This window comes from Stenotrophomonas sp. YJH_SMC_20 (genome assembly GCF_059367845.1).
Map to the genome: position 1 here is coordinate 81,465 of NZ_JCAFRG010000004.1, position 26,169 is coordinate 107,633.

A 26,169-nucleotide genomic window follows, 5' to 3' on the forward strand; every position below is an offset into this window, starting at 1 on the left:
ATGGCACGCGCACGCACGGTCGTGGTGGCTGCGATCTCGCTGGCCTACCCGGTACTGGTGTACCTGGCGATGGGTCGTTTCGAGCCACGCTGGCTGTCGCTGCTGCTGTTCACCCTGGCCCTGCTGCGCGCGCTGAGTTCGCGCCAGCCGCTGTGGTGGGCCGCAGCGGCGGGCACCGGCCTGCTGGCGGTACTGGCTACCGTGCTCAACCAGGCCCTGCCACTGAAGCTGTACCCGGCGCTGGTCAATGCGGTGATGCTGGCAGTGTTCGGCACCAGCCTGCGCTTCGGGCCACCGCTGGTGGAGCGCCTGGCGCGGCTGCAGGAGCCGGACCTGCCCCCGTTCGCGGTGGCCTATACCCGACGCGTCACCCAGGTGTGGTGCGGGTTTTTCGTTCTCAACGGCAGCCTGGCCCTGCTGACCGCGCTGTACGCGTCGGACCGGGCCTGGATGCTCTACAACGGATTGTTGGCGTACGTCATGATGGGCGTGTTGTTCGCAGGTGAGTGGCTGGTGCGGCGGCGGGTGAAGGCGGCGCACGCGCATGGCTGAGTGGATTGCCCTGGACCGGCTGCTGCTGGAGGCGCGGCCGCAGCGCAATGTTGGCGTCTGCGATGGCGAGGTGATCGACCACGCCCGCTTCCGCCAGCGCGTGCTGGGCTGGCGCGCCGCCTTTGCGGCGGCCGAAGGCCGCGACTGGGCCCTGTACTTCGATGACGCCGTGGCCTTCGCGGCGGCGCTGTTCGGTGCCTGGCATGCCGGCAAGCGGGTGTTCCTGGCGGCCGACAACCTGCCGGCCACGCTGCAGGCACTGCAGCCGCAGGTGAGCGGTTTCGCGGGTGATGTCAGCGCCGACTACCACCCGCTGGCGGCACTGGACACCACGGTGGACGATGAACTGCAGGCGCTGGACGAGCGCGCCTGCGAGCTGTGCGTGTTCACCTCCGGCAGCACCGGCCAGCCCAGTGCGATCGGCAAGCGCCTGGACCAGCTGGCGCGCGAGGTGGAGGCGCTGCAGGCCGCGTTCGGCGCGCAGATGGAGAGCGTGCAGGTCCATGGCACGGTATCCCACCAGCACATCTACGGCCTGCTGTTCCGCGTGCTGTGGCCGTTGGCCGCCGGCCGCCTGATCCATCCACGCCGGTTCTTCCATGAAGACCTGGTGGGTGCGCTGGCCGGTACCGACACGGTGCTGGTGGCGACGCCAGCCCACCTCAAGCGCCTGCCCGAGCAGCTGGACTGGGCCAGCCTGCATGGCCGCCTGCGCGCGGTGTTCTCCTCCGGCGGCCCGCTGCCGGAAGAAGCCGCACGCCAGGTGCGGCAGTGGCTGGGTGTGGCGCCGACCGAGGTTTACGGCAGCAGCGAAACCGGTGGCATCGCCTGGCGCCGCTGGGACACCGAGCTGCCACCGTGGCAACCGTTGCCGGGCGTGCAGTGGCGCATCGAGGATGGCTGCCTGGCCGTCGCCTCGGCGCATCTGGAAACCCTCGACTGGTGGCGTACCCAGGACCGCGTGGAAGCGTTGGCCGATGGCCGGTTCCGCCTGCTGGGCCGGGCCGATCGCATCGTCAAGATCGAAGAACGCCGCGTCTCGCTGGATGCACTGGAGCGCGCGCTGCGCGAAGACGCCGAAGTGGACGACGCGCGCGTGCTGGTCCTGCCCGGCCAGCGCGAGCAGCTGGCGGCCGTGGTGGTACCGGCTGACCGGGCGCTGCTGGCGGGTGGTGACACCGCGCGCCGCGCCCTGGGCCAGCGCCTTGGCGCGCGCCTGGCGCACGCGCATGACGCAGTGACCCGGCCGCGCCGTTGGCGCCTGGTGCAGGCGCTGCCGATCAATGCGCAGGGCAAGGTAACCCAGGCGGCGCTGGCAGCGCTGTTCCAGCCACTGATGCCGGTGCCGGTCTGGGACCGCCGCGACGCCGCCAGCGCCACCCTGCGCATGACCCTGGACCCGACGCTGCGGCCGTTCCAGGGCCACTTCCCCCAGGCAGCGATCCTGCCCGGCGTGGCGCAGCTGGATTGGGCGGTGCGTTTCGGCCGCCAGGTGTTCGCAATGCCGGCAGCGTTTCTGCGCATGGATGCGGTGAAGTTCCAGCATGTGGCCCGCCCCGGCGATGAGCTGACCCTGCAGCTGGACTGGGATGCCGCACGCAGCGCGCTGGCCTTCCGTTACACCTCCAGCCATGGTGTGCATGCCAGCGGCAAAGTGGTCTTCGCCGATGCGGACTGATCCGGCCGTTGCCGGTGCCGCATTCGCGCCACTGGTGGTGATTCCCGTCTACGACCACGAGCACGCCATCGCGGCGGTGCTCGACGGCGTGCAGGCCGCGGGACTGCCCTGCCTGCTGGTCGACGATGGTTCGCACGATGGGTGCGCGGCGGTGCTGCGCGCGCTGGCACAACGCCAGGGTGTCGACCTGCTGCGCCTGGACGTGAACCAGGGCAAGGGCGGGGCAATGCTGGCCGGTTTCGCCGAGGCCGGCGCGCGAGGCTACAGCCACGTGCTGCAGATCGATGCCGACGGCCAGCATGATACGGCTGACCTGCCACGCTTCATCGAAGCCGCGCGCCTGCACCCGGGTGCAGTGATCTGTGGCATTCCGGCCTACGACGCCAGTGTTCCCAAGGCGCGCCTGTACGGTCGCTACGCCACCCACATCTGGGTCTGGATCAACACGCTGTCGCTGCACCTGCGCGACACCATGTGCGGCTTACGCGTGTATCCACTGCCGCCGGTGCTGCGCCTGATCGGTGAAGAGACCATCGGCCGGCGCATGGATTTCGATACCGAAATAATGGTGCGCCTGTACTGGCGCGGGCTGCCGGTCGAGCACCTGGCCACGCGCGTGACCTATCCTGCCGATGGCGTGTCGCACTTCGATGTGTGGCGCGACAACGTGCGCATCAGCCGCATGCATACCCGTCTGTTCTTCGGCATGCTCTGGCGCGCGCCGCGCCTGCTGTGGCGCCGCCTGCGGGGGCAGCGCTGAGATGACGGCCGCGCAGGGCGCCCCACACTGGGCCGACATCGGCGAATCCACCTCGGTGGCCGGCGTGCTGTTCCTGTGCTGGGTGCACCGCTGGTTCGGGCGCTGGCCGTTCCGCCTGTGCGTGTGGCCGGTGGTGGCCTGCCATTGGCTGGGCAACCGTGTGGGGCGACAGGCCTCGATGCAGTACCTGCAGCGGCTGCAGGCGCACAGCGGCGTGCTCGGCCACGCGCCGAAACGGCGTGACAGCCTGCGCCACTTCTTTACCTTCGCCGACACGATGCTGGACAAGATCCTCGGCCTGGGCGGGCGCTACCCGGCCGAACGCATCCACCTGCACCGCGACCTGGTGCTGCAGAAGATCGCGCGCCGCGAGGGCGGGCTGATCCTCACCGCGCACATCGGCTGCCTGGAGCTGTGCCAGGTGCTGGCCGAGCAGGTGCCGGGATTCCGCATCACCGTGCTGGTGCATACCGCACACGCGCAGCGCTTCAACCGTCTGCTGCAGCGGCTGGACCCGCTGGCGGCGGTGGAACTGGTGCAGGTGACCGAAATGGGGCCGGCCACGGCGGTGATGCTGGCCGAGCGCGTTGCGGCGGGGGGCTTCGTTGCCATCGTCGGCGACCGCACGCCGGTACAGGGTGGCCGCAGCGTCACCGCCGATTTCCTGGGCCACCGCGCGCCGTTCCCGATCGGCGCCTATGTGCTCGCCGCCGCGCTGGGCTGCCCGGTCTACACCATGGCCTGCCTGCACCAGGGCGACGGCTATCGGGTGGCATTCGAACAGTTCGCCGAACGCATCGTGCTGCCGCGTGGCTCGCGCGACGCCGCGCTGGCCGAACAGGCACAGCGCTTCGCGCGCTGGCTGGAACTGCAGGTCATCCAGTCCCCGTTGGACTGGTTCAATTTCTTCCCCTTCTGGGATCAGGCTCCGCATGACGACTGACGCCGTACCCGTGTGCCGCTTTGGCGATGCACCGTTGACCATCGAAGACGTGGTTGCCCTGGCCCAGCGCCAGTGTGAGGCCGCACTGAGCGACGCGCCGGCATTCCGCGCGCACATCCAGCGCGGCGCCGACTTCCTCGACCGCCTGCTGCGCGAGGACGGCGTGATCTACGGTGTAACCACCGGCTATGGCGACTCGTGCACGGTGAACATCCCGCCGGCACTGGTGGCTGAACTGCCGCACCACCTGTACACCTACCATGGCTGCGGCCTGGGCCGTTACCTGGACCCGGTCGAGACGCGTGCGGTGCTGGCCGCGCGCCTGGCGTCGCTGGTGCGCGGCATGTCCGGTGTCAGCCTGCCGCTGCTGGAAGGCCTGGCCACGCTGCTGCAGCACGACGTGCTGCCGATGATTCCGGCCGAAGGCTCGGTCGGTGCCAGTGGCGACCTGACCCCGCTGTCGTACGTGGCGGCAGTGCTGTGCGGCGAACGCGAGGTGCTGCACGAGCGCCGCGTGCAGCCGGCGGCCGAGGTGCTGGCGAAGATCGGCATGACCCCGCTGAAACTGCGGCCGAAGGAAGGCCTGGCGATCATGAACGGCACCGCGGTGATGACCGGCCTGGCCTGCCTGGCCTGGCAGCGCGCCGATTACCTGGCCCGCATGGCCACGCGCCTGACCGCGTTCAACGTGCTGGCCAGCGACGGCAACGCGCACCACTTCGACGAAACCCTGTTCGCGGCCAAGCCGCACCCGGGCCAGGGCCGCATCGCCGCGCGCCTGCGCAGCGACCTGCACAGCGAACGCCCGCCGCGCAATGAACAGCGCCTGCAGGACCGTTACTCATTGCGCTGCGCGCCGCACGTCATCGGCGTGCTGGAAGACAGCCTGCCGTTCCTGCGCCAGCTGATCGAAACCGAGCTGAACAGCGCCAACGACAACCCGCTGATCGATGCCGATGGCGAGCGGATCCTGCACGGCGGCCACTTCTACGGCGGCCACATCGCGCTGGCGATGGACACCCTGAAGAACACCGTGGCCAACGTTGCCGATCTGCTCGACCGGCAGCTGGCGCTGGTGGTCGATGCCCGCTACAACCATGGCCTTCCGGCCAACCTGTCGGCGGCCACCGGCCCGCGCGCGGCCATCAACCATGGCCTGAAGGCGCTGCAGATCAGCGTTTCGGCCTGGACCGCCGAAGCGCTGAAGCAGACCATGCCGGCCAGCGTGTTCTCGCGCTCCACCGAGTGCCACAACCAGGACAAGGTCAGCATGGGCACCATTGCCGCGCGCGACTGCCTGCGCGTGATCGAGCTGACCGAGCAGGTGGTGGCCGCGATGCTGATCGCTGCCCGCCAGGGCCTGGCGCTGCGCGAACGGGTTGGCCTGAATGCGCAGCTGCATGGCAGTCTGGCCGACATGTACGCCGACCTGGGGCAGCGCATCGCCCTGGTCGAAGAAGACCGCGCGCTGGATCGCGAACTGCGGGAACTGCTGGTGGAGATCCGCGCGCAACGTTGGGAGCTGTACGCCGGTGAATGAGGCCATCGAACGGGTTGGCGAAATCGCGTTGACCCCTGCCTTCCATGACTGCGATCCGATGAACGTGGTCTGGCATGGCAACTACTTCAAGTACTTCGAGATCGCGCGCTGCGCGCTGCTCGGGCGCTACAACTACGACTATCCGCAGATGCTGGAATCGGGCTACCTGTGGCCGGTGGTCGATGCGCGGGTGAAGTACGTGCGGCCGCTGCTGTTCAACCAGGCCCTGCGCGTGGTCGCGCGCATCGTGGAATGGGAGAACCGGCTGAAGATCGAGTATGAAATCCTCGATGCGGAAAGCGGCCAGGTGCTGACCCGCGCGATGACCATCCAGGTCGCGGTGGACGCGGCCAGCAAGGAAATGCTGTACCAGTGCCCGCCGGTACTGTGGGAACGCCTGGGAGTGCCTGCACCGTGAACACCCTTGTCCGTCTTTCCAGCGCGCTGCTGTGCGCGCTGATCTTCGTTGCCGCACCGCAGGTGCAGGCGGCCGACCCCGCCATTGATGCGATCACCCAGGCGGTGGCGCGGCCGGACGTGCTGCGTGGCCAGTTCAGCCAGGAAAAGCAGGTCAGCGGCTTCAGGAACCCGCTGCGCTCGCAGGGCCAGTTCGTGGTCGCGCGCCAGCATGGCGTGATCTGGACCACGCTCAAGCCGTTCCCCTCCGAAGTGGTGGTCACCGCCGACCGCATCCTCAGCCGCCAGCGCGATGGCAGCACCCGTGTCGAGCTCGATGCACGGCAGCAGCCGGCGATGCGTTCGGTGAACGCGATCATGTTCGCGCTGATGAGTGGCGACGTGCAGGCGCTGTCCGGCCAGTTCAACGTGGCGGCCAGCCGTGAAGGGCAGGGCTGGCGGCTGCGGCTGACGCCGAAGTCGGCGATGCTGGCCAAGGCCTTCCAGTCGCTGACCCTGCAGGGCGACCGCTACGTGCGCCAGGTCGAGATCGTCGAGGCCAACAAGGACCGCACGCAGATCCAGTTCAGCGCGTTGAGCGAGGCCCCAGCTACGCTCAACTCCGACGAGGCCCGCCGTTTTGAGTGAGGCCGTGGCATCGAACGCACCGGACCGCCTGCGGCGCTGGTGGCACTGGCTGGGCATCGCCTGGCTGGTGTTGCTGCTGGCGCTGGGCGCACAGCAGTGGCAGCTGTGGAGCCAGCAGTCGCGGATCGACACCGACATCCTTGCGCTGCTGCCGCAGGATGCACATGACCGCCTGTTGAGCGATGTCACCCGGCGCATCGCCGATGGCAGTTCGCGGCAGGTGGTGGTACTGCTCGGCAGCCAGGACGGTGCCGCCGCCAAGCGCGCGCAGTCCGCGTTCGCTGCGGCCATGGCCAAGGACGCCGATCACGCGTTGCTGGTGCCCAGTGGTTCCATCGAGGGCTGGTTCGATGAGGCGCGCGCGTTCTATGCGCCGTACCGTGACCGGCTGCTGACGCCGGCCCAGCGCGAGCAGTTGAAGGGCAGCGAGCCGGGCGCGCTGGCGGAGCAGGCGTTGGCTGCGCTGTATGGTCCGATGGGCGCCCCACGCCTGACCGATTGGCGCCAGGACCCGCTGTCGCTGTGGCCGCAATGGTGGCAGCAGCAGGCGCAGGGCTCGGGGTTGCGGCTGGGCGATGACGGCCTGCTCGAAGCCGAGGGCAGGCATTGGGCCGTGCTGCAGTTCGATACACCTGGTTCGGCATTCCAGCTGGATGGCGAGCGCCACCTTGATGGCCTGCTGGAACGCGCCGGAAAGGCGGCCAAGGCCGTAGCACCGGAGCTGGAGATCCTGCACGCCGGCGTGCCGCTGCATGCGGAGGCAGCCGCAGTGCAGGCCAACCGTGAGATCAACACGATCGGCTGGGGCTCGCTGGCCGCGGTGCTGCTGCTGGTGTGGCTGGCGTTCCGTTCGCTGCGCCCGATCCTGCTGGTCGCCGCGTCATTGCTGATCGGCTGCGGCGTGGCACTGGCGGTGACCGTGCTGGTGTTTGGCAAGGTGCACGTGCTGACCCTGGTGTTCGGTGCATCGCTGGTGGGTGTGGCCGAGGATTACGGTATCCACTGGTTCGCCTCGCGCCAGGCCGAGCCGGCCGATCGTCGCTGGAAGCTGCTGCGGCACCTGCTGCCCGGCCTGTGGCTGGCCCTGCTGACCAGCGCGCTGGCCTACCTGGCACTGGGCCTGGCCCCGTTCCCGGGCCTGCGCCAGATGGCGCTGTTCTCGGTGGTCGGCCTGGCGGCTGCTTTCCTCACGGTGATCTTCTGGTTCCCGTGGCTCGATGGCGGCGAGATCCGCCAGACCCGGTTCTCGCAGTGGCTGGGCAATACGCTGGAACGTTTCCCGCGCCTGCATGGCCGTCGCGCGGTGACGATGTTCGTGGTGATCACGCTGGCACTGTCTGCAATCGGCATCGCACGCCTGCACAGCAACGACGACCTGCGCAGCCTGCAGTCATCACCGCCAGCGTTGATGGCGCAGCAGATCCGCCTGAGCCAGCTGCTGGGCATGCCCAGCCCGGCGCAGTTCTACCTGGTGCAGGGCGCGGATGCTGCGCAGCTGCTGCAGCGCGAGGAAGCACTGACCGAGCGCCTGCGTGTACTGGCCAACGACAAGCGCATTGGTGGCTATCGCGCGATCAGCGATTGGCTGCCGTCGCCGGCACGCCAGCAGGCCGATGCCGCGCTGACCGCGAAGGTGGAACCTGGCGTGCTGTCGGCCGTGTCCGAGGCGGTGGGAGAGCCGCTGCAGCGTCCGCAGTTCGCCGCAGCGCCGCTCACCGCCGAAGCCTTCCTGGCCTCGCCGGCCTCGCAGCCGTTCAGCCACCTGTGGGTGGGTGAAGTCGGTGGGCAGATGATCAGCGTGGTGATGGTCGACGACCTGTCGCGCGCCGATGCCCTGGCCACGCTGGAAGGTGCCGCCGAGGGCCTGCCCGGCGTGCGCTGGGTGGATCGCACCGCCGACTTCTCGCAGCTGCTGGGCCACTACCGCAAGCTGATGGGCGGGCTGCTGCTGGTCGGCATCGTACTGGTGTTCGGCGCGCTGTGGCTGCGCTACCGCCGCCAGGCCTGGCGCGTGTTCGCGCCGACCCTGATTGCCGGCGCATTGACCCTGGGCCTGCTTGGCCTGTTCGGCCAGCCGCTGCAGCTGTTCAACGTGCTGGCACTGATGCTGCTGCTGGGCATGGGCATCGACTACGGCATTTTCCTGATCGAGCACCGCGGCGATGCCAGCGCCTGGCTGGCGGTGTGCGTGGGCGCGGCCAGCACCTGGCTGTCGTTCGGCCTGCTGGGCCTGTCGCAGACCCCGGCGTTGCGCGCGTTCGGCCTGACCCTGCTGTTCGGCATCGGCCTGGTCTGGCTGATCTCGCCGCTGTTCCGTCCGCCGCCGCACGATCTGCCGCCGGCCTGAGCCTGTTTTCCGACTTCCTTCTTTCCACTTGATCGAGCAACAAGGACGCACCGATGAACACTGCTGTGGATGCTGTCGAACGTACTGAAATCCTGATCATCGGCGCGGGCCCGGCCGGTTCGGTGGCTGCTGCGATGCTGCGCCAGCAGGGCCGCCAGGTGCTGATGCTGGAACGCCAGCAGTTTCCACGCTTCTCCATCGGCGAAAGCCTGCTGCCGCAGAGCATGGAGTACATCGAGGCGGCCGGCCTGCTGCAGGATGTGGTCGAGGCGGGCTTCCAGTACAAGAACGGTGCCGCCTTCGTGCACGGCGAAGCGCGCACTGCATTCGACTTCAGGAAGAAGTTCTCGCCGGGTTGGGGCACCACCTACCAGGTGCAGCGCGCCGACTTCGACAATGTGCTGGCACGCGGTGCCGAGCGCATGGGCACCACGCTGCGCTTCGGCGACGAAGTGCTTGCTGTCGAGCCGGGCGAGCAACCGGCGGTGACGGCGCGCCGCCCGGACGGCAGTGAATACCGCATCGAGGCCGATTTCATCCTCGATGCCTCCGGCTTCGCGCGCCTGCTGCCGCGGCTGCTGCAGCTGGAGTCGCCGTCCAACTTCCCGGTGCGCGGCGCGATCTTCTGCCACGTGCGCGACAACATTCCGGCCGAAGCGGACTTCGACCGCAACAAGATCCTGATCACCACCCATCCCGAGCACATCGACGTCTGGTACTGGACGATCCCGTTCTCCAACGGCTGCTGTTCGCTGGGCGTGGTCGCCGAGCCGTCGTTCTTCGAGCGCTACGAGGGCGACGACCTGCAGAAGCTGCAGGCCATCGTCGGCGAGGACCCCAACCTGACCCGCCTACTGGCCAACGCCGAATGGGCGGTGCTGCCGGTGCGCCGCATCACCGGCTACTCGGCCAACGTCAGCTCGCTGTGGGGGCCCGGCTATGCGTTGCTGGGCAACGCCGGCGAGTTCCTCGATCCGGTGTTCTCCTCGGGCGTGACCATTGCCTTCAAGTCCGCGCAGCTGGCCAGTGAATGCCTCAAGCGCCGCTATGCCGGCCAGGCCGTGGACTGGGAGGCTGAGTTCTCCATTCCGCTGCGTGCCGGCGTGAAGACCTTCCGGCGCTTCGTCGAAAGCTGGTACGACGGCGGTTTCCAGAAGATCATCTACCACCCGCAGCAGCAGCCCGAAGTGCGCGACATGATCAGCTCCATCCTGGCCGGCTACGCCTGGGACACCAACAACCCGTATGTGGCCGACGACAGCGGCCGTCGCATGCGCGTGCTGGAGCAGCTGTGCAGCGCCTGATCTTCCGTACTGCGGCCCTGCTGCTGTGCCTGCTGCTGGCCGCCTGTGCCGGGCGCATGCCCAAGCCACAGGTGGAACTGCCGCCGCTGCGCCTGTCGCCGGCCAGCCTGCCGGCGCCGCTGGCGCTGCAGCAGCAGCTGCACTTCCGTTTCGGCAGCCATGAGCGCGACCTCGATGCGCTGCTGGAAGCCGATGCACAGCGGGTGCAGCTGGCGGTGCAGGCGATGGGCCAGACCGGCGTGCGCCTGCAGTGGGACGGCCAGCAGCTGACCCAGCAGCGTGCGCCGTGGTTGCCGCCGCAGGTGCGTGCCGAGCGTGTGCTGGATGACCTGCAGTTCGCGCTGTGGCCGACCGCGGCCATCGCCGCAGCGCTGCCGGCCGGCTGGGAGGTCATCGACGACGGCCACCAGCGCAGCTTGTCGCGCGACGGCACGGTGTGGCTGCTGCTGCAGCGCCTGGACGATGGCAGCATGCAGCTGGACAACCGCGCCGAAGGCTATGCGCTGCGCATCGAATCAATCGACATGGCCGGGCAGGACCGATGAGTGCACCGATCTACCTGAACGACCTGGGCATGGTCTGCGCGCTTGGCGAGGACCGTGCCACAGTGGCGTCGGCGCTGTTCGCCGATGTACCGGGCGGGCTCAGCACCAACGACAGCCTGATGCCGGGGCGCACCCTGGCGCTGGGAGAAGTACGCACGCCGCTGCCGGCGCTGGAAGACCTGCCGGTGGCCCTGCGTGGGCGCAACAACGCCCTGCTGGACGTGGCGCTGGCGCAGATCGCACCGGCGGTGGCCGCGGCGATTGCCCGCCATGGTGCCGAGCGCGTGGCGGTGGTGCTGGGCACCAGCACCTCGGGCATCGGTGAATCCGAGCAGGCCCTGCGCAGCCACGCTGAACAGGGCCAGTGGCCGCAGGGCTTCGATTACGCCCAGCAGGAAATGGGCACCGCCGCGCAGTTCGTGCGCCAGCGCAGCGGCGCACAGGGACCGGCGTGGACCCTGTCCACCGCGTGTTCGTCCAGTGCCAAGGCACTGATGTCAGCCGCGCGCATGCTGCGCGCCGGCATCGTCGATGCGGTGATCGCCGGTGGCGCCGATTCGCTGTGCCGCTTCACCGTGGCTGGCTTCAGCGCGCTGGAATCGGTGTCGGCGGCACGCTGCAACCCGTTCTCGCAGCACCGCGCCGGCATCAACATCGGCGAGGGTGCCGCGCTGTTCCTGCTCACCCGCGAACCCGGCCCGGTATGCCTGGCGGGGTGGGGCGAGTCGGCCGATGCCCACCACATGTCCGCGCCTGACCCGCAGGGCCTGGGCGCCATCGACGCCCTGCAGCAGGCGCTGCAGCGTGCTGGCTGGGCCGCCGGCGAAGTGGACTATGTGAACCTGCATGGGACAGCTACCGGCCACAACGATGCGATGGAAAGCCTGGCCGTGTCGCAGGTACTGGGCAGCCACGTGCCGGCCAGTTCGACCAAGCCGTTGACCGGCCACACGCTGGGTGCCTCGGGCGCCATCGAGGCGGCGCTGTGCTGGATCGTGCTGGCCGAGAACCCGCAGCAGCAGCTGCCGCCGCACTGGTGGGACGGCGTGGCCGACCCAGCGCTGCCGGTGTTGCCGCTGGTCGCACCGGCCACCCGCCTGGCGCAGCCGCCGCGACGGGTGCTGAGCAATTCGTTCGCTTTCGGCGGCAGCAACGCCGTGCTGGCACTGGAGCGTCGATGAACACGCTGTATGCAATCGAAGAGGTGGTGCCGCACCGCCAGGACATGTGCCTGCTGCAGCGCATCACGCATTGGGACCAGGACACCCTCGAGGCCGAACTGGTGGTGCCCGAGGCCGGCCTGTTCGTGGAGAACGGCGAAGTGCCGGCGTGGGTCGGCATCGAATACATGGCGCAGGCCATTGCGGCCTGGGCCGGCTGCCGTGCGCGTGCAGCCGGCAAGCCGCCGCAGCTGGGCTTCCTGCTCGGCAGCCGCCGCTACAGCAGCGCGCGCAGCAGCTTCCCCAGCGGTTCGCGACTGCGCGTACAGGCGCGCTGCGAGCTGTTGGGTGACAATGGATTGGGGATGTTCGCCTGCCGCATCCTGGCAGGTGAGGACGAATGGGCGACAGCCAACGTGTCGGTGTACGAACCGGCCGACGCGATGGCCTATCTGGAGAGTGGACAGGCATGACAGGGAATCGAAGCGTGCTGGTGACCGGCGCCAGCCGGGGCATCGGCCGGGCCATTGCGCTGCGCATCGCGCGCGATGGCTTCGACGTGGTGGTGCATTGCCGCAGCCGCCTGGAAGAGGCACAGGCCGTGGAGGCTGAGATCCAGGCACTGGGCCAGCAGGCCCGCGTGCTGGTGTTCGATGTGGCCGACCGCGAGGCCGCGAGGGCCGCGCTGGAAGCCGATGTCGAGGCACATGGCGCGTATTACGGCGTGGTCTGCAATGCCGGCATCGCCCGTGACGGCGCCTTCCCGGCGCTGTCGGAGGACGATTGGGACCAGGTCATCCACACCAACCTGGATGGCTTCTACAACGTGCTGCATCCGCTGATCATGCCGATGGTACGGCGGCGCAAGCCGGGCCGCATCGTCACCCTGTCGTCGGTATCCGGGTTGGCCGGCAACCGCGGCCAGGTCAACTACAGTGCTGCCAAGGCCGGCATCATCGGTGCCACCAAGGCGCTGGCGCTGGAACTGGCCAGCCGCCAGATCACCGTCAACTGCGTGGCTCCGGGCCTGATCGAAACCGAAATGCTCAACGATGAAGTGGTTGAACACGCGCTCAAGCTGATTCCCGCCGGCCGCGTCGGCCGTCCCGACGAAGTGGCGGCGACGGTCGCGTTCCTGCTGTCCGAGCCGGCCGGCTACATCACCCGCCAGGTGATCTCGGTGAACGGAGGCATGCTCTGATGGCCGCCAATCGTCGCGTGGTGGTCACCGGTGCCGCCGCCATCAGTCCGCTCGGCCACGATTGGCCGACCATCGAGGCACACCTGCGCAGCTGCCGCAATGCGGTGCGTGCGATGCCCGAGTGGGATGTGTATGCCGGGCTGAACACCAAGCTGGCGGCGCCGGCGCAGGATTTCGCGCTGCCGCCCAACTACAACCGCAAGACCACCCGCTCGATGGGCAAGGTCGCGATCATGTCGGTGCGCGCCACCGAGGTGGCGCTGCGCGAGGCAGGCCTGCACGAGCACCCGGTGCTGCGCAGCGGCCGCACCGGCGTGGCCTATGGTTCCTCGTCGGGTAGCCATGAGGCCACCGGTGAATTCGGGCGCATGCTCAACGAGTTCACCACCGATGGCATCAGTGCCACCACCTACCTGAAGATGATGAGCCACACCGCGCCGGTCAACATCGGCGTGTTCTTCGGCCTGTCCGGGCGCGTGTACACCACGTCCAGTGCCTGTACCTCGGGCAGCCAGGGCGTGGGTGCGGCCTATGAAGCCATCCGCAGCGGCAAGCAGACGGTGATGGTGGCCGGCGGTGCCGAGCAGCTCGATGCCACCGCAGCGGCGGTGTTCGACACCCTGTTCGCCACCAGCGTGCGCAACGACGCGCCGCAGACCACGCCGCGCCCGTTCGATGCCGGCCGTGATGGCCTGGTACTGGGCGAGGGCGCCTGCACGCTGATCCTGGAGGACCTGGAACACGCGCAGGCGCGTGGCGCCACCATCCTGGCCGAGGTGGTCGGCTACGGCACCAACAGCGATGGCCAGCACGTCACCCAGCCCAGCGCCGACACCATGGCCCAGGCCATGCGCCTGGCATTGGAGGACGCCGGCCTGGACCCGGCGCAGATCGACTACGTCAACGCCCATGGCACCGCCACCGACCACGGCGACATCGCCGAGACCCAGGCCACCGCACAGGTGTTCGGCAGCCGCGTGCCGATCAGCTCGCTGAAGAGCTACGTCGGCCACATGCTGGGTGCCTGTGGCGCGTTCGAGGCCTGGCTGAGCATCGAGATGATGCGCACCGGCTGGTTCGCGCCGACCCTGAACCTGGCCGAGGTCGATCCGCGCTGTGGCCAGCTCGACTTCATCACCGGGCAGGGCCGCGAACTGCAGGCCGAGTACGTGATGAGCAACAACTTCGCCTTCGGCGGCATCAACACCTCGCTGGTGTTCCGCCGCTGGCGCGAGTGAACCACCGTCCCACCGCACTGTTTCCGCTACCCACCCGCACCCCTGACAAGGAGAAGTTTCGATGCGCCGCACTCTCATGATCGCCACTGCCACCGCGCTGCTGGCCCTGACCTCCACCGCCTCTGCCCGCGACACGCGTGTCGAACAGTCCCTGCAGGAACTGGTCAATTCGCAGGCCGCCAAGGACGCTGGCATCGACGGCAGCGTGCGCTTCTATCTGGCCGGCCAGCCGGTCAGCGTGCAGCAGCGCCTGGGCGAAGACGTGACCAACAAGAAGACCAACGCCGCCAACAAGAGCGATGCCGAGGCCTGCCGCTGGGTTGCGTTGTCGGCACTGCGCGCGCTGCAGGACGGTGCCAAGTCGCGCGGCGCCAACGCCGTGGTCGACATCGTCAGCTATTACAAGAAGAACGAGTTCAAGAGCAGCACCAACTACGAGTGCTACGCCGGTGCCATCCTCGCGGGTGTCGCGCTGAAGGGCACCTACGCCAAGGTCAAGTAAGCGCCCGTGTGGTGGCAGCCGTGGCTGAACGACGCCGCCACATTGCTGAACCTCGCCGGGGAAACGCCGTCGATCACGCCGCCAACGTCGGCTGACGGCTTTCCCCGGTGTCGGCTTTCCGACACAATCATGGCTCTTCCCGGGTTATCGTCCCGCGGACATGCACGCCTACGTCTATAAAAGCCAACTCAAGCCGGACACCTACGTCTACGTTCCCCGTCGCGATGATTTCAGCGCGCTGCCCGCGCCGCTGCTCACCTCGCTGGGGACGCTCGCCTTCGTCCTGGAGGTGGCCCTGGATGCCCAGCGCCGCCTGGCGCAGGCTGACCCGGAAAAGGTCCGCAGCGAAATGAGCGAGCGCGGGTTCTACCTGCAGGTGCCGCCGTCGGTGGCCAGCCTGATGCCGCGCCACTATGACTGACGCCTCCCGTCCGCGCCTTGTGTCAATTGCCTTCGCCGCGGGCGCGGTGCTGGCGCTGGGCGCCGCCGTGGGCGGCTTCCCGGGTGCCGTCCTGGCCGCACTGGCGCAGCCAGCGTTCGCGCTGGCGATCTCATGGTGGCGTCGCAGCCGCGCGCTGCTGCCACTGAAGGTGGTCGCTCGCCAGGACCTGCCGGCGCTGCTGGCGTTGTGGACGGCCGCGCCGCTGCTGCTGGCGCTGTTGCTGGCCTGGCCGCTGGCGGCGCTGCGCGACAGCGGCAGCCTTGCGGCGGTGCTGGGCCTGAGCGTGCTGGTCAGCGCCGGCCTGCTCGCCGCCTGGCGCACCTGGCCGTTGTGGAACGATGTCGAACGCCTCGACGGCAGCCTGGCCCAGCACTGGCAGGCGCTGGCGGGGCGTGACCTGGGCGCCTGGCGCGGCCTCGGTGTGGCCGCGCTGGTGATCGCGCTGGCCGCGCTGGTGGTGCTGCCGGCCTGGCCGGGACTGCTGCCGGAAAGCGCACACTGGCCCGCCGCGCTGGCGGTGGTGCTGCTGTCTCCCGTGCTGCACCTGCTGCTGCAGCGGGTGGCGCCGGCACCGCTGGTGTCGCTGCGCGCAGGCCCACTGGCCACGGCCAGCGACGAGCGCGAACCGATGTTCTCCGCTGCGGTCGAAACCACGCCGCTGGAGGCGATGGCGCCGCAGGAGCTGACCCCGGCGCTGTATGAAGCCGCCCGCCATGGCCGCATCGACCGGGGCCTGCAACTGCTGCAGGCCGGTGCCGATCCGTATGCGCTGCCGGACCCGAACTGGCGCGACCAGCGCAGCCTGGCGGTGCTGGCAGCGGTGCTGCCGGACCTGCGCCTGCTGCGCGAGCTGATCGCCCGCGGCGTCGATGTGAACGCACCGCACCGGGGCATGACCCCGCTGCTGGCCGCCACCCGTGACAGCTGGCATGGCCGCCCCGAGGCGGTGATGACCCTGCTCGCCAACGGTGCCGACTCGCGTGCCACCGACAGCGATGGCAACACGCCGCTGCACCATGCCGCGCGCAGTTCCGACCCGGGTGTGGCGGCGCTGCTGCGCGATGCCGCCGCCGAAGTCGATGCGTTGAACAACGAGGGCTGGTCGCCGCTGGCCGTGGCCTGCCAGGTCGGCAACTGGCGCCTGGCCCGTTTCCTGCTCGAACGCGGTGCACGCTGCGAACCGGCCGATGGCACCCCGGTGCTGCTGGCCGCCGCCGCCACCGAGGACGACGATCCGGCGGGCGTGCAGCTGCTGCTCAAGCACAAGGCGCGGGCCGACGCGCGTGATCGCCAGCGTCGCAGCGCGCTGCATGAAGCGGCGCTGGCCGGTCACGTCGAGATCATCGGCGTGCTGCTGGCTGCCGGCGCCAATCTGGAAGCGCGCGATGCGCTGGGCCGTACGCCGTGGCTGGAAGCGGCCCGTGCCGGTCGCGCCGCCGTGATCGAGCATCTGCTGCCGCACAAGCCGGACCTGGTCGCGGTGGACGGCGAAGGCCGAAATGCGGTGCAGCTGGCGGCGATGGCCGAGGATGTCTCGCCGCTGCTGATCAAGCGCCTGGTCGAACTCGGCATCGCCGCCGATGCCACCGATCCGGTCGGCCGCCGTGCGGTGGACTATGCCGCCGAAGCCGGCCGCTGGGCGATCGTGGCTCTGCTGGACCCGTCCTATCCATTGCCGGCTGCGGTCAGCGATGGACTGGCCGAGCGTGGCGAAGCCGTCGGCGCAAGTGGCCTGCTGCCGGACCGCCCGCCGCTGACCCTGCTGCGCGAAGCGCTGGGCTTCGGCAACACCGAAGGCATGGCCGCGCTGGCCAAGCTGTGCCAGCCGGAAGAGCTGGGTGGCCTGCTGCTCGATCCGGAGCTGGCGCTGGAGCCGCGTGCGGTCGACTGGCTGCTGGCCCACGGTGCCGATCCCTACGTGCGTGACGCCTGTTCCGACACGCCGATGTTCGCTCTACTATCGCGCGGCATCGACGCGGTGCCGGCGCTGCAGGTCATGCTGCAGCGTGGCCTGTCGCCGGCCGGACGCGGTGGCCTGGCACGCTTCCTCGCAGCGTGTGCGCAGCACGACCAGGCCGCCCGTGGCCTGGAACAGCTGGCACTGGAACTGCTGGAACGTGGCGCCGATCCGTTCGCCGCCTCGCCGGCAGGCGATCCGCCGCTGTCGCTCGCGGTGCGCCTGGGCTGGCTGCGCCTGCAGCAGGCCCTGCTCAAGGCCGGTGTTGATCGTGAAGCGCGCGACAGCCACGGCATGACCGCATTGCACCTGGCCACCGCGTTGGCCCGCGAAGGCGCACTGAAGCTGCTGGTGCAGCACGGTGCCTCGCCGGAAGCCCGCGCCGCCGACGGCCAGACGCCGTTGGGCGTGGCGCTGTCGATCGGTCGCCGTGACCTGGCCGACTGGCTGGACTGGCGGGTGTGGCCGTTGCCGCGCCGTACCCTGCGCGAGGCCGATCTGCCGGCCGCTGCGATGGCCGGTGATGTAGACGCCGTGCGCCGCCTGATCGATCTGGGCTTCGCCGTCGACGCGGTCGATGCGCAGGGCTGCACCGCGCTGCTGCGCGCCGCCGGTGGTGGCCATCTGGCGGTGACCGACCTGCTGCTGGCGCGTGGCGCCGATCCGCAGCACGCCGCGGCCAGTGGCGCGACGCCGCTGTCGGCAGCGGTCAGCATGCGCCAGGTGGATATCGTCTCGGCCCTGCTCGACGCCGGCGCCAAGCTGGAACATCGCCTGCCGGGTGGGGTGACCGTGCTGATGCTGGCCTCGGCGCTGGGCCTGCCGGACATCGTCGCGCGCCTGCTCACCGCAGGTGCCGACGTGCACGCCGGTGACGCGCAGCAGCTGGGCCCGCTGCACTGTGCCGCGCTGTACGGTTTCAGTGCCCGCGACCGCTCGCGCCTGCTGGCCCTGCTCGACACCCTGCTGTTGGCGGGCGCCGAGCCGGACCAGGCCGCCGCCGGTTCGGTCACGCCCCTGCTGCTGCTGCTGGGCGCTCGCGCCGAGCCGGGTACCGCCTGCGACGAGCAGGTGGTGATGGCGGCGGTAGAGCGCCTGCTGGATGAGGACGTGAGCCTGGACGTGCGTGATCCGCGCGGCTTCGGCCCGTTGCATTTGGCCGCGCTGCATGGCCTGCCGCTGCTGGTGCAGCGCCTGCTGCGCGCGGGGGCGGATCCGGAAGCACGCGACAGCCTCAACCGCAGCCCGCGCGAGATCGCCGTGATGCGCGGCTTCATCGACGTGGCCGGTGAGTTCGAACCGCGCGTGCCGGGCGTTTCGTCGATGGCGCGGTTCCTGCGCGACAACGGCTGATCGCTGGAAAACGGTAGTGCCGGCCGCTGGCCGGCTACTTCATGACATCTCCGGGAACACGGGATTGCCGGCCAGCGGCCGGCACTACCGGGTCCGCCATTGATCGGGTGGGTGCCGACCGTTGGTCGGCACACCTACTCGCCGTCCCTTTCCGCGTCGGCCTCGAAAAGATGCATCAGGTCGTTGCGTGCATCGCGCGAGGTCTGGATCACGGCCGCTTCGTCGTCGTACACCAGATACTGGTCACGCAGCAGCTGCTCATCATGTTCGCGGAAGCGCTGCACATGGCGTTCGGCCACGTCCGGCGCCACGCCCAATGCGGTCAGCACGCGGCCGCTCATCTCCAGGCTGGTGCCAAACACTTCGCGGAACGGCTCGGCCGACATGTCCATCAGGCGCCAGGCATGCTGGCGGTTGCGCGCACGCGCCAGCACCTTCGCGTCCGGGTACAGCCGGCGCACCATGCGCACCGCGCGCAGGTTGGTCTCCGGGTCGTCCACGGTGATCACGAACACATCGATGTGCTCGCCGCCCGCCGCACGCAGCATCTCCGGCCGGGTCGGGTCGCCGTAATACAGCTGGTTGCCGAAACGGCGCAGGTCGGCCACGGTGTCCGGGTTCGCCTCCAGTGCCACGAACGGCACCTTCTGTGCCGTCAGCAGGCGTGCGATGACCTGGCCGAAGCGGCCCATTCCGGCGATCAGCACCTTGGGGCGGTTGTCCGGCGCCACCTTGTCGGCCTCGGCTGCCTCGCGCGGTGCGGCCTTCTCCTGGCCGAGCAGCTTGAGCAGCGCGATCATCAGCAGCGGCGTGATCGCCATCGACAGGCCCACGATCGCCACCAGCCGGTCGTGGTTGGCATTGCCGAGCAGGTGCGCGCGCTGCGCTTCGTTGAACACCACGAAAGCGAACTCGCCGCCCAGCCACAACACGCTGCCCAGCAGCAGCGACTGCCGCGGACTGAGCCGGGCGATGCGGCCGATCGCGTACAGCAGGCTGAACTTGACCACCAGCAGGATGCCGACGCCAGCCGCGATCATCCACGGTTCGGCGGCAATGCGGTCCAGGTCGATGCCCATGCCCACCGCGATGAAGAACAGGCCCAGCAGCAGGCCCTTGAACGGCTCGATCTGCGCTTCCAGCTCATGCCGGAACTCCGAATCGGACAGCAGCACGCCGGCCAGGAACGCGCCGAGGCTGGGGCTGAGGCCGGCTTCCTGCATGAACCAGGCGGTGCCCAGCACCACCAGCAGTGCGGTGGCGGTGAACACTTCCGGGCTGCGGGTGCGGGCGATGATGCTGAACACCTTGCGCAGCACCGGTCGCCCGCACAGGATCACCACGGCCAGCGCACCGAGGGCCACGGCGGCGTCTTCCCAGCGCAGGGTCTCGTTCTTCACCCCGCCCAGCAGCGGGATGGCCGCCAGCAGCGGAATCGCGATCAGGTCCTGGAACAGCAGGATGGCGAACCCGAGCCGGCCATGGTCGCTGTTGATCGCCTTGTGCTCGGACAGCAGCTGCAGGCCCACCGCCGTGGATGACAGCGCCAGCGCCACACCTACCACCAGCGCGCTCTTCCACTGGAAGTGGTCGAGCAGCAGCAGGCCGCCCAGCACCAGCCCGGACAGCGCCACCTGTGCCGCACCGGCGCCGAACACCGAGCGCCGCATCACCTTCAGGCGTGCCGGTGACAGCTCCAGGCCGATCACGAACAGCAGCATCACCACGCCGATCTCGGCGGCACCGAGGATGCGGTCGGCGTCCTGCACGAAGCCCAGCCCGTCCGGGCCCAGCACCACACCGGCCGCCAAGTAGCCCAGCACCGCGCCGAAGCCGAACTTCTTGAACACCGGCACGGCGATGACCGCCGCCAGCAGCAGCACCAGCGCCAGTTCCAGACCACCGCTATGCATGGGAATACCTGGTCATCGGGGGAGCCGCTGTGCGTCCGTTCGGGTTGGGAAAAGCGTGGCGAACACCACCGCGCCATTATGCGCGCCGGCCTGTGCATGCACGAGAACAACCTGCGGGCAGGGTGCTGCCGCGGCGGGACCGGGTTGACCTGCATGGTCCACGGGTCCAGACTGCCCGCCGCTGGCGGCGCGTCCGTCGGCACACGCATCCCGGAGTCCCCAACCCATGTCCAGCGACAGTAGAAGTCGACCTCGTTCGACGCCAGCGATGGCCACCGCCTGACATCGGGACGGTTTGCCTGCGTTGGCGTTGCGCGAGGTCGCACCCCCACAAGGCAAACCCGATGAACCAGAAGCAATTGCTGCGCCCGGTGGCCGATGCCGCCGCACTGGCCGCGCCGCTGGCGAACTTCAACACCGCCGATGCGGTGGAATTCCTCAACACGCTGGAGCTGACCCGCGCCGCGGAAACGCTGGCTGCCCTTCCGTTGCCGCGTGCAGTGAAAATGCTGGAAGCGCCGGAACTGCACCGCAGTGGCGAGCTGGTGGCAGCGCTGCCCCCGGCGCGCGCTGCCGCCCTGCTCGGCTTGATGGCCGACGACCGCGCCACCGACATCGTCCATGAGCTGGATGAGGAAGAACGCGCGCGGTTGATCCCGCTGCTGGGCACCGACGCCCGCCAGGCCATCCAGAAGCTGCTCAGCTACCCGCCGAACACCGCCGGTGCGCTGATGACCACCGAGTACGTGGCGGTACCCGCCAGCTGGACCGTGGCGCAGACCCTGCAGCACATCCGCCAGGTCGAGCGCACCCGTGAAACGGTGTACGCGATCTACGTGCTGGAGCCGTCCAGCCAGCAGCTGCAGCAGGTGGTGACCATGCGCCGGCTGATCACCGGCCTGCCGGAGGAGTCGATCCTGGACGTGGCCCAGGTCAATCCACCGGTGACGGTGGACGCACTGATGGACCAGGAAGAAGTGGCACGGCTGATCCGTCGCCACGACTTGCTGGCGATCCCGGTGGTCGATGCGCAGCAGCACATGCTCGGCATCGTCACCGTGGACGACGTGCTCGACGCGCTGATCGAGGAATCGACCGAGGACGCGCACAAGTTCGGCGGCATGGAGGCACTGGACAAGCCCTACATGCAGATCGGCTTCCTGGAGATGCTGCGCAAGCGCGCCGGCTGGCTGAGCGTGCTGTTCCTGGGCGAGATGCTGACCGCCAGCGCGATGCAGCACTATGAGGACGAACTGGCGCGCGCGGTGGTGCTGACCCTGTTCATTCCGCTCATCATGAGTTCGGGCGGCAACTCCGGTTCGCAGGCCACCTCGCTGCTGATCCGCAGCCTGGCGCTGCGCGAGCTGCGCCTGCGCGACTGGTGGAAGGTGGCCCTGCGCGAAGTGCCCACCGGCATGGTGCTGGGCGCGATCCTCGGCTGCCTGGCCATCGTGCGCATCGTGATCTGGCAGCTGGGTGGCCTGCACGACTACGGCGAGCACTGGATCCTGCTGGCGATCACCATCGGCGCGGCGCTGGTCGGCATCGTCACGTTCGGCTCGCTGTCCGGCTCGATGCTGCCCTTCATCCTCAAGCGGCTCGGTTTCGACCCGGCCAGCGCCTCGGCCCCGTTCGTGGCCACCCTGGTGGACGTGACCGGCCTGGTGATCTATTTCAGCATCGCCGCGATGATCCTGCACGGCACGCTGTTGTAACGGGAGCGTCATCCACACATGACGTGGATCTACTGGTCCCGGCGGTAGATCCACGCCATGCGTGGGTGCGGTATCAGGACCTTGCGCACGATCATGCCGTTGCCGCGCCAGTCCGTGTACCGTAGGCGCATGAGTACCTACCACCTGCAGTCCGTGTTCCGTCCGCAGTCGGTCGCGGTGATCGGCGGCAGTCCGCGTGAGCGTTCGGCCGGCCGCGCGGTGATGCGCAACCTGCGCGGCACCGGCTTCCCCGGCAAGGTGGCGTGGATCAATCCGCGGCATGCCGAGATCGATGGCATCCGCACGGTCAAGCGGCTGAAGGACCTGGACTGGGTCCCCGACCTGGCGGTTATCACCGCACCAGCGGCCATCGTGCCGCAGGTGGTGCGCACTGCCGCCGAACGTGGCGTGCAGGCGGCGATCATCCTCACCGCGCACCTGGGCGAAGGCCCCGGTTCGTTGTCTGCACAGGTGGAGGCGGTGGCGCGCAAGCATGGCCTGCGCATCCTCGGGCCGCATTGCCTGGGCGTGATCGCGCCGCACGCACGGCTCAATGCCAGCATCGCCGCGCACTTCCCGCAGGCCGGTGATCTTGCGTTGATCTCCGAATCCTCGGCCATCGCCGCCGCACTGGTGGAGTGGGGCGTGGCGCGCTCGGTCGGGTTCTCTGCCGTGGTCTCGCTGGGCGACACGCTGGACGTCGACTTCGGCGATCTGCTCGACTACTTCGCCACCGATTACCGTACGCGCGCCATCCTGCTCTACGTCGAGCAGATCAAGGACGCGCGCAAGTTCATGTCGGCTGCGCGTGCCGCCGCCCGCGCCAAGCCGGTGGTGGTGGTGAAGTCGGGGCGCGCCGAGCGCGTGCAGCCGGGCAGCCGCGATACCCATGTGCAGGCCCTGGCCCGTGCCGATGATGTGTACGGTGCCGCCTTCAACCGCGCCGGCCTGCTGCGCGTCGGTGCGCTGGACGAGCTGTTCACCGCCGCCGAAACACTGGGGCGGCTGGGCACCTTCCCTGGCCGCCGCCTGGCCATTCTCAGCAATGGTGGCGGCGTCGGTCGCCTTGCCGTGGACCAGCTCATTGCACTGCGTGGCACGCTGGCCACCCTGTCCGACAGCACGGTGCAGAAGCTCGATGCGGTATTGCCACAGGGCTGGTCGCGCAGCAATCCGGTCGACATCGTGGTCGACGCCGATGGTGACCGCTATGCCGCGGCCATCGAAGCGCTGCTGGCCGACAACGAGAACGACGCGGTGATGGTGGTCAACGTGCCGACCGCGTTCACCTCATCGGCGGACGCCGCGCAGGCACTCACCCGCACGCTCGGCCTGCGCCCGCGCCATCATCGCGACAAGCCGGTGTTCGCGGTGTGGCTGGGCAACGATGACCAGGCCACCGCCACGCTCAACGCGGCGCGGGTGCCGACCTATCCGACCGAGGCCGAAGCGGTGCGCGGCTTCCAGCATCTGGTGCGTTACCGCGAAGCGCAGAACGCGCTGATGGAAACACCGCCCAGCCTGCCGCAGGACTTTAGTGTCGACGCGGCGGCCGCACGCGCGCTGGTCGATGCGGCATTGGCCAACGGCCAGCAATGGCTGGACCCGTTGGCCACCCACGAACTGCTCAAGGCCTACGGCATTCCCTCCGCGCCGGTGATGCACGCGCGCGATGCGCACGAGGCAATGGACCTGGCGCAGCCATTGCTGGAGCGTGGCGCCAGCGTGGCGCTGAAGATTCTCTCGCCGGATATTCCGCACAAGTCGGAAGTGGACGGCGTGCGCCTGAACCTGTCCACCCTGCCGGCGGTGCAGAGCGCGGCCAACGCGATCCTGTCGCGTGCACGCCAGCTGCGGCCGGATGCGCGCATCGATGGTCTGCTGGTGCAGCCGACCATCGTTCGCCCGAAGGCGCGCGAGTTGATCGTCGGTATTGCCGATGACGCGACGTTCGGCCCGGTGATCGTGGTCGGCCGTGGCGGTACCGCGGTTGAAGTCATCAATGACAAGGCGTTGGCGCTGCCGCCGCTGGACCTGCGCCTGGCCCACGAGCTGATCGGCCAGACCCGCGCCTCGCGCATCCTCAAGGCCTATGGCGATGTGCCTGCCGCCGACGAGCGCGCACTGGCATTGGCGCTGGTCAAGCTGGCACAGCTGGCCGCCGACATCCCCGAAGTGCGTACGCTGGACATCAATCCGTTGCTGGTCGACGGCAAGGGCATCCTCGCCCTCGACGCACGCGTGGCGGTGGCGCCGTCGCGCATCCTGCACAAGGGCCGTGGCCATCCGCGCTTCTCGGTGTTCCCGTACCCGAAGGAGTGGGAGCGCACCATCGAACTGTCCGATGGCGGCCGTGCCTTCGTGCGTCCGGTGCGGCCGGAGGACGACGCGCTGTTCCGTGCGTTCTTCGCCCGCGTCAGCGACGAGGACCTGCGCCTGCGCTTTTTCCAGTCGGTGAAGCACTTCAGCCACGAGTTCATCGCGCGCCTGACCCAGCTCGACTACGCACGCTCGATCGCACTGGTGGCGATCGAACCGCGCAGTGGCGAAATGCTTGGCGCGGTGCGCCTGCACGCCGATGCGGATTACCACCGCGGTGAGTACGGCATCCTGATCCGCTCGGACCTGAAGGGCCACGGTCTCGGCTGGCGGCTGATGGCGATCATGATCGAGTACGCCAAGTGGCTGGGCCTGGACGTGGTCGAAGGCCAGGTGCTGCGCGAGAACAGCACCATGCTGGCGATGTGCCAGAGCCTGGGCTTCAAGACGAAGCTGGACCCGGATGACCCGACGGTGATGATGGTGACCTTGCCGGTGCAGCAGGTCGAAGTGCCCGATGTCCCCCCGGTGGCGTGATCGCCGCCCATCGGTAGCGCCGGGCCATGCCCGGCGATCACCTCACCGCTGCGGTTCCACCGCCACCGCCGTGCCATAGCACAGCCGCACGGTCAGCCCGGTCATCACATAGATGGCGTCGTAGCGCATGCCGATGATCGGGTTGGCAGCCAGCTGCCGTGCTTGCTTGTCTCTGCTGCGCCAGGTTTACTCGCGGCCTGTCCCCACAGCGCGGTGTAGATGGTGATGGTGATGGTGTCGCCAAAGAGCGGCTCCGCCGCTGTCTTCTGTAGCGTCGAGCCATGCGCCACTGGCTATGCAGCCGTCGAACGTGGCTCGACGCTACAATCCGCCCCCTGTTGCGGCATGGTTCCGTCACCGTGCTGGCGCGACAATACCCCCATGACCGACCGTATCCCCCTGCTGTTGCTGCCTGGCCTGCTCAACGACGCTGAGCTGTGGCGCTCACAGTTGGCTGATCTTGCCGACATCGCCGATTGCACGGTAGGCGACCAGACCCGTGGCGAAACCCTGCAGGCGGTGGCCGAGGACGTGCTGGCACAGGCGCCGGAGCGCTTTGCGTTGGCCGGGTTCTCGCTGGGCGGTTTCGTCGCCCAGCAGATCCTGCGCATCGCGCCGGAACGCGTGCTGCAGCTGGCGTTGATCGATACCTCGATCCACGCCGATTCACCGGAACGTGCCGAACAGCGCCGCAGCCAACGGGCCAGCGTGCGCCTGCCCGGCAAGTTCCATGGCTTCGGCGATGTGCTGATGCGCAGCTACATCGATGCCTCGCGGCTGGATGATTACGTGCTGGTGCAACGTGTGCGTGACATGACCGCCCGCCTGGGCGCGGACGTGTTCCTGCGCCAGAGCGCGCTGGAACGCCGTGACGGCCATGACGTGCTGGCTGGCTACCGCGATCCGCTGCTGATCGTATGTGGCGCCAACGACCGCATTACGCCACTCGCGGTCAGCGAGGAAATGCACGCCCTGGTGCCGCACTCGCAGCTGGTGGTGGTGCCGGACTGCGGGCACCTGGCACCGATGGAAAAGCCGGATGAGGTCAGTGCGGCAATGCGAGGCTGGTTGTTGCAGGCCTGATGGATCCGCCGGGCATGGCCCGGCGCTACCCACGCG

At 68.9% G+C, this 26,169-nt stretch carries 22 protein-coding genes; 20 read left to right on the plus strand and 2 right to left on the minus strand.

All coding sequences use genetic code 11. The features are described 5' to 3' along the window. From AC5P6A_RS08750 to AC5P6A_RS08830, 17 genes are all read left to right on the plus strand, one after another. On the plus strand, positions 1 to 552 hold the full coding sequence (locus tag AC5P6A_RS08750) for a COG4648 family protein (RefSeq protein WP_026347223.1): 552 nt from the start codon (positions 1 to 3) through the stop codon (positions 550 to 552). Further along, the gene (locus AC5P6A_RS08755) at positions 545 to 2,230 is read left to right on the plus strand and encodes an ApeI family dehydratase (protein ID WP_134735291.1); all 1,686 of its coding nucleotides are present in this window, start codon (positions 545 to 547) and stop codon (positions 2,228 to 2,230) included. Before AC5P6A_RS08750 ends, AC5P6A_RS08755 begins: the two co-directional genes overlap by 8 nt. Beyond that, positions 2,220 to 2,990, plus strand: coding sequence for a glycosyltransferase family 2 protein (locus AC5P6A_RS08760; RefSeq protein ID WP_134735290.1), 771 nt, complete (start codon positions 2,220 to 2,222; stop codon positions 2,988 to 2,990). Before AC5P6A_RS08755 ends, AC5P6A_RS08760 begins: the two co-directional genes overlap by 11 nt. A gap of 1 nt (position 2,991) precedes the next feature. Then, complete coding sequence (locus tag AC5P6A_RS08765; protein ID WP_134735289.1) at positions 2,992 to 3,933, plus strand: lysophospholipid acyltransferase family protein; 942 nt, start codon at positions 2,992 to 2,994, stop codon at positions 3,931 to 3,933. After that, positions 3,923 to 5,473, plus strand: a complete 1,551-nt coding sequence (locus AC5P6A_RS08770; RefSeq protein WP_058979158.1) for an HAL/PAL/TAL family ammonia-lyase — start codon at positions 3,923 to 3,925, stop codon at positions 5,471 to 5,473. Before AC5P6A_RS08765 ends, AC5P6A_RS08770 begins: the two co-directional genes overlap by 11 nt. Then, the gene (locus AC5P6A_RS08775) at positions 5,466 to 5,891 is read left to right on the plus strand and encodes an acyl-CoA thioesterase (protein WP_111102292.1); all 426 of its coding nucleotides are present in this window, start codon (positions 5,466 to 5,468) and stop codon (positions 5,889 to 5,891) included. The genes AC5P6A_RS08770 and AC5P6A_RS08775 overlap by 8 nt, the downstream gene beginning before the upstream one ends. Then, the gene (locus AC5P6A_RS08780) at positions 5,888 to 6,517 is read left to right on the plus strand and encodes a LolA family protein (protein WP_495222297.1); all 630 of its coding nucleotides are present in this window, start codon (positions 5,888 to 5,890) and stop codon (positions 6,515 to 6,517) included. The genes AC5P6A_RS08775 and AC5P6A_RS08780 overlap by 4 nt, the downstream gene beginning before the upstream one ends. Next, a complete protein-coding gene (locus AC5P6A_RS08785) occupies positions 6,510 to 8,864 on the plus strand; it encodes an MMPL family transporter (RefSeq protein WP_155030332.1) in 2,355 nt (784 codons plus the stop codon). Before AC5P6A_RS08780 ends, AC5P6A_RS08785 begins: the two co-directional genes overlap by 8 nt. A 53-nt stretch (positions 8,865 to 8,917) precedes the next feature. Next, positions 8,918 to 10,168: an NAD(P)/FAD-dependent oxidoreductase gene (locus AC5P6A_RS08790; RefSeq protein WP_346715000.1), complete on the plus strand. Its 1,251-nt coding sequence runs from the start codon at positions 8,918 to 8,920 to the stop codon at positions 10,166 to 10,168. Next, positions 10,156 to 10,713 (plus strand): DUF3261 domain-containing protein, encoded by a 558-nt coding sequence (locus tag AC5P6A_RS08795; RefSeq protein WP_019661706.1) that lies wholly within the window; start codon positions 10,156 to 10,158, stop codon positions 10,711 to 10,713. The genes AC5P6A_RS08790 and AC5P6A_RS08795 overlap by 13 nt, the downstream gene beginning before the upstream one ends. Next, complete coding sequence (locus AC5P6A_RS08800; protein WP_346715001.1) at positions 10,710 to 11,894, plus strand: beta-ketoacyl-[acyl-carrier-protein] synthase family protein; 1,185 nt, start codon at positions 10,710 to 10,712, stop codon at positions 11,892 to 11,894. Before AC5P6A_RS08795 ends, AC5P6A_RS08800 begins: the two co-directional genes overlap by 4 nt. Next, positions 11,891 to 12,346 carry a hotdog family protein gene (locus tag AC5P6A_RS08805; protein WP_019661704.1) on the plus strand — a complete coding sequence of 152 codons (456 nt, stop codon included), beginning with the start codon at positions 11,891 to 11,893 and terminating at the stop codon, positions 12,344 to 12,346. Before AC5P6A_RS08800 ends, AC5P6A_RS08805 begins: the two co-directional genes overlap by 4 nt. Next, positions 12,343 to 13,074 carry a 3-ketoacyl-ACP reductase FabG2 gene (locus AC5P6A_RS08810; protein WP_021203490.1) on the plus strand — a complete coding sequence of 244 codons (732 nt, stop codon included), beginning with the start codon at positions 12,343 to 12,345 and terminating at the stop codon, positions 13,072 to 13,074. The genes AC5P6A_RS08805 and AC5P6A_RS08810 overlap by 4 nt, the downstream gene beginning before the upstream one ends. After that, on the plus strand, positions 13,074 to 14,312 hold the full coding sequence (locus tag AC5P6A_RS08815; protein ID WP_019661702.1) for a beta-ketoacyl-ACP synthase: 1,239 nt from the start codon (positions 13,074 to 13,076) through the stop codon (positions 14,310 to 14,312). The genes AC5P6A_RS08810 and AC5P6A_RS08815 overlap by 1 nt, the downstream gene beginning before the upstream one ends. 61 nt (positions 14,313 to 14,373) lie before the next feature. Next, the gene (locus AC5P6A_RS08820) at positions 14,374 to 14,814 is read left to right on the plus strand and encodes a hypothetical protein (RefSeq protein WP_005420284.1); all 441 of its coding nucleotides are present in this window, start codon (positions 14,374 to 14,376) and stop codon (positions 14,812 to 14,814) included. A gap of 160 nt (positions 14,815 to 14,974) precedes the next feature. Further along, positions 14,975 to 15,235, plus strand: a complete 261-nt coding sequence (locus AC5P6A_RS08825; protein WP_014648833.1) for a YcgL domain-containing protein — start codon at positions 14,975 to 14,977, stop codon at positions 15,233 to 15,235. Beyond that, on the plus strand, positions 15,228 to 18,566 hold the full coding sequence (locus AC5P6A_RS08830; protein WP_346715002.1) for an ankyrin repeat domain-containing protein: 3,339 nt from the start codon (positions 15,228 to 15,230) through the stop codon (positions 18,564 to 18,566). The genes AC5P6A_RS08825 and AC5P6A_RS08830 overlap by 8 nt, the downstream gene beginning before the upstream one ends. 134 nt (positions 18,567 to 18,700) lie before the next feature. Here AC5P6A_RS08830 and AC5P6A_RS08835 read toward each other — a convergent pair whose 3' ends face one another. Next, positions 18,701 to 20,479, minus strand: a complete 1,779-nt coding sequence (locus AC5P6A_RS08835) for a monovalent cation:proton antiporter-2 (CPA2) family protein (protein ID WP_180876357.1) — start codon at positions 20,477 to 20,479, stop codon at positions 18,701 to 18,703. Positions 20,480 to 20,823: 344 nt separating this feature from the next. Between AC5P6A_RS08835 and mgtE the strand changes: the two genes are divergently transcribed. Both mgtE and AC5P6A_RS08845 read left to right on the plus strand, forming a co-directional pair. Next, positions 20,824 to 22,194: a magnesium transporter gene (gene mgtE, locus AC5P6A_RS08840; protein ID WP_180876359.1), complete on the plus strand. Its 1,371-nt coding sequence runs from the start codon at positions 20,824 to 20,826 to the stop codon at positions 22,192 to 22,194. Positions 22,195 to 22,323: 129 nt separating this feature from the next. Beyond that, on the plus strand, positions 22,324 to 25,050 hold the full coding sequence (locus AC5P6A_RS08845) for a bifunctional acetate--CoA ligase family protein/GNAT family N-acetyltransferase (RefSeq protein ID WP_346715003.1): 2,727 nt from the start codon (positions 22,324 to 22,326) through the stop codon (positions 25,048 to 25,050). Positions 25,051 to 25,092: 42 nt separating this feature from the next. Here the strand turns inward: AC5P6A_RS08845 and AC5P6A_RS08850 are convergent, their stop codons facing one another. Beyond that, positions 25,093 to 25,179, minus strand: coding sequence for a hypothetical protein (locus AC5P6A_RS08850; RefSeq protein WP_260832893.1), 87 nt, complete (start codon positions 25,177 to 25,179; stop codon positions 25,093 to 25,095). A 252-nt stretch (positions 25,180 to 25,431) separates the two neighbouring features. Here AC5P6A_RS08850 and AC5P6A_RS08855 point away from each other — a divergent pair, with 252 nt between their 5' ends. Continuing rightward, on the plus strand, positions 25,432 to 26,133 hold the full coding sequence (locus tag AC5P6A_RS08855; protein ID WP_019661696.1) for an alpha/beta fold hydrolase: 702 nt from the start codon (positions 25,432 to 25,434) through the stop codon (positions 26,131 to 26,133). The last annotated feature ends 36 nt before the right edge of the window (positions 26,134 to 26,169 follow it).

Excerpts from the sequence above, each read along its gene's own strand:
- AC5P6A_RS08750 (WP_026347223.1), top strand. The coding sequence starts at position 1 with ATGGCACGCGCACGCACGGTCGTGGTGGCTGCGATCTCGCTGGCCTAC.
- AC5P6A_RS08755 (WP_134735291.1), top strand. The coding sequence starts at position 545 with ATGGCTGAGTGGATTGCCCTGGACCGGCTGCTGCTGGAGGCGCGGCCG.
- AC5P6A_RS08760 (WP_134735290.1), top strand. The coding sequence starts at position 2,220 with ATGCGGACTGATCCGGCCGTTGCCGGTGCCGCATTCGCGCCACTGGTG.
- AC5P6A_RS08765 (WP_134735289.1), top strand. The coding sequence starts at position 2,992 with ATGACGGCCGCGCAGGGCGCCCCACACTGGGCCGACATCGGCGAATCC.
- AC5P6A_RS08770 (WP_058979158.1), top strand. The coding sequence starts at position 3,923 with ATGACGACTGACGCCGTACCCGTGTGCCGCTTTGGCGATGCACCGTTG.
- AC5P6A_RS08790 (WP_346715000.1), top strand. The coding sequence starts at position 8,918 with ATGAACACTGCTGTGGATGCTGTCGAACGTACTGAAATCCTGATCATC.
- AC5P6A_RS08800 (WP_346715001.1), top strand. The coding sequence starts at position 10,710 with ATGAGTGCACCGATCTACCTGAACGACCTGGGCATGGTCTGCGCGCTT.
- AC5P6A_RS08805 (WP_019661704.1), top strand. The coding sequence starts at position 11,891 with ATGAACACGCTGTATGCAATCGAAGAGGTGGTGCCGCACCGCCAGGAC.
- AC5P6A_RS08810 (WP_021203490.1), top strand. The coding sequence starts at position 12,343 with ATGACAGGGAATCGAAGCGTGCTGGTGACCGGCGCCAGCCGGGGCATC.
- AC5P6A_RS08815 (WP_019661702.1), top strand. The coding sequence starts at position 13,074 with ATGGCCGCCAATCGTCGCGTGGTGGTCACCGGTGCCGCCGCCATCAGT.
- AC5P6A_RS08820 (WP_005420284.1), top strand. The coding sequence starts at position 14,374 with ATGCGCCGCACTCTCATGATCGCCACTGCCACCGCGCTGCTGGCCCTG.
- AC5P6A_RS08825 (WP_014648833.1), top strand. The coding sequence starts at position 14,975 with ATGCACGCCTACGTCTATAAAAGCCAACTCAAGCCGGACACCTACGTC.
- AC5P6A_RS08830 (WP_346715002.1), top strand. The coding sequence starts at position 15,228 with ATGACTGACGCCTCCCGTCCGCGCCTTGTGTCAATTGCCTTCGCCGCG.
- AC5P6A_RS08835 (WP_180876357.1), bottom strand. The coding sequence starts at position 20,479 with ATGCATAGCGGTGGTCTGGAACTGGCGCTGGTGCTGCTGCTGGCGGCG.
- mgtE (WP_180876359.1), top strand. The coding sequence starts at position 20,824 with ATGAACCAGAAGCAATTGCTGCGCCCGGTGGCCGATGCCGCCGCACTG.
- AC5P6A_RS08845 (WP_346715003.1), top strand. The coding sequence starts at position 22,324 with ATGAGTACCTACCACCTGCAGTCCGTGTTCCGTCCGCAGTCGGTCGCG.
- AC5P6A_RS08850 (WP_260832893.1), bottom strand. The coding sequence starts at position 25,179 with ATGCGCTACGACGCCATCTATGTGATGACCGGGCTGACCGTGCGGCTG.
- AC5P6A_RS08855 (WP_019661696.1), top strand. The coding sequence starts at position 25,432 with ATGACCGACCGTATCCCCCTGCTGTTGCTGCCTGGCCTGCTCAACGAC.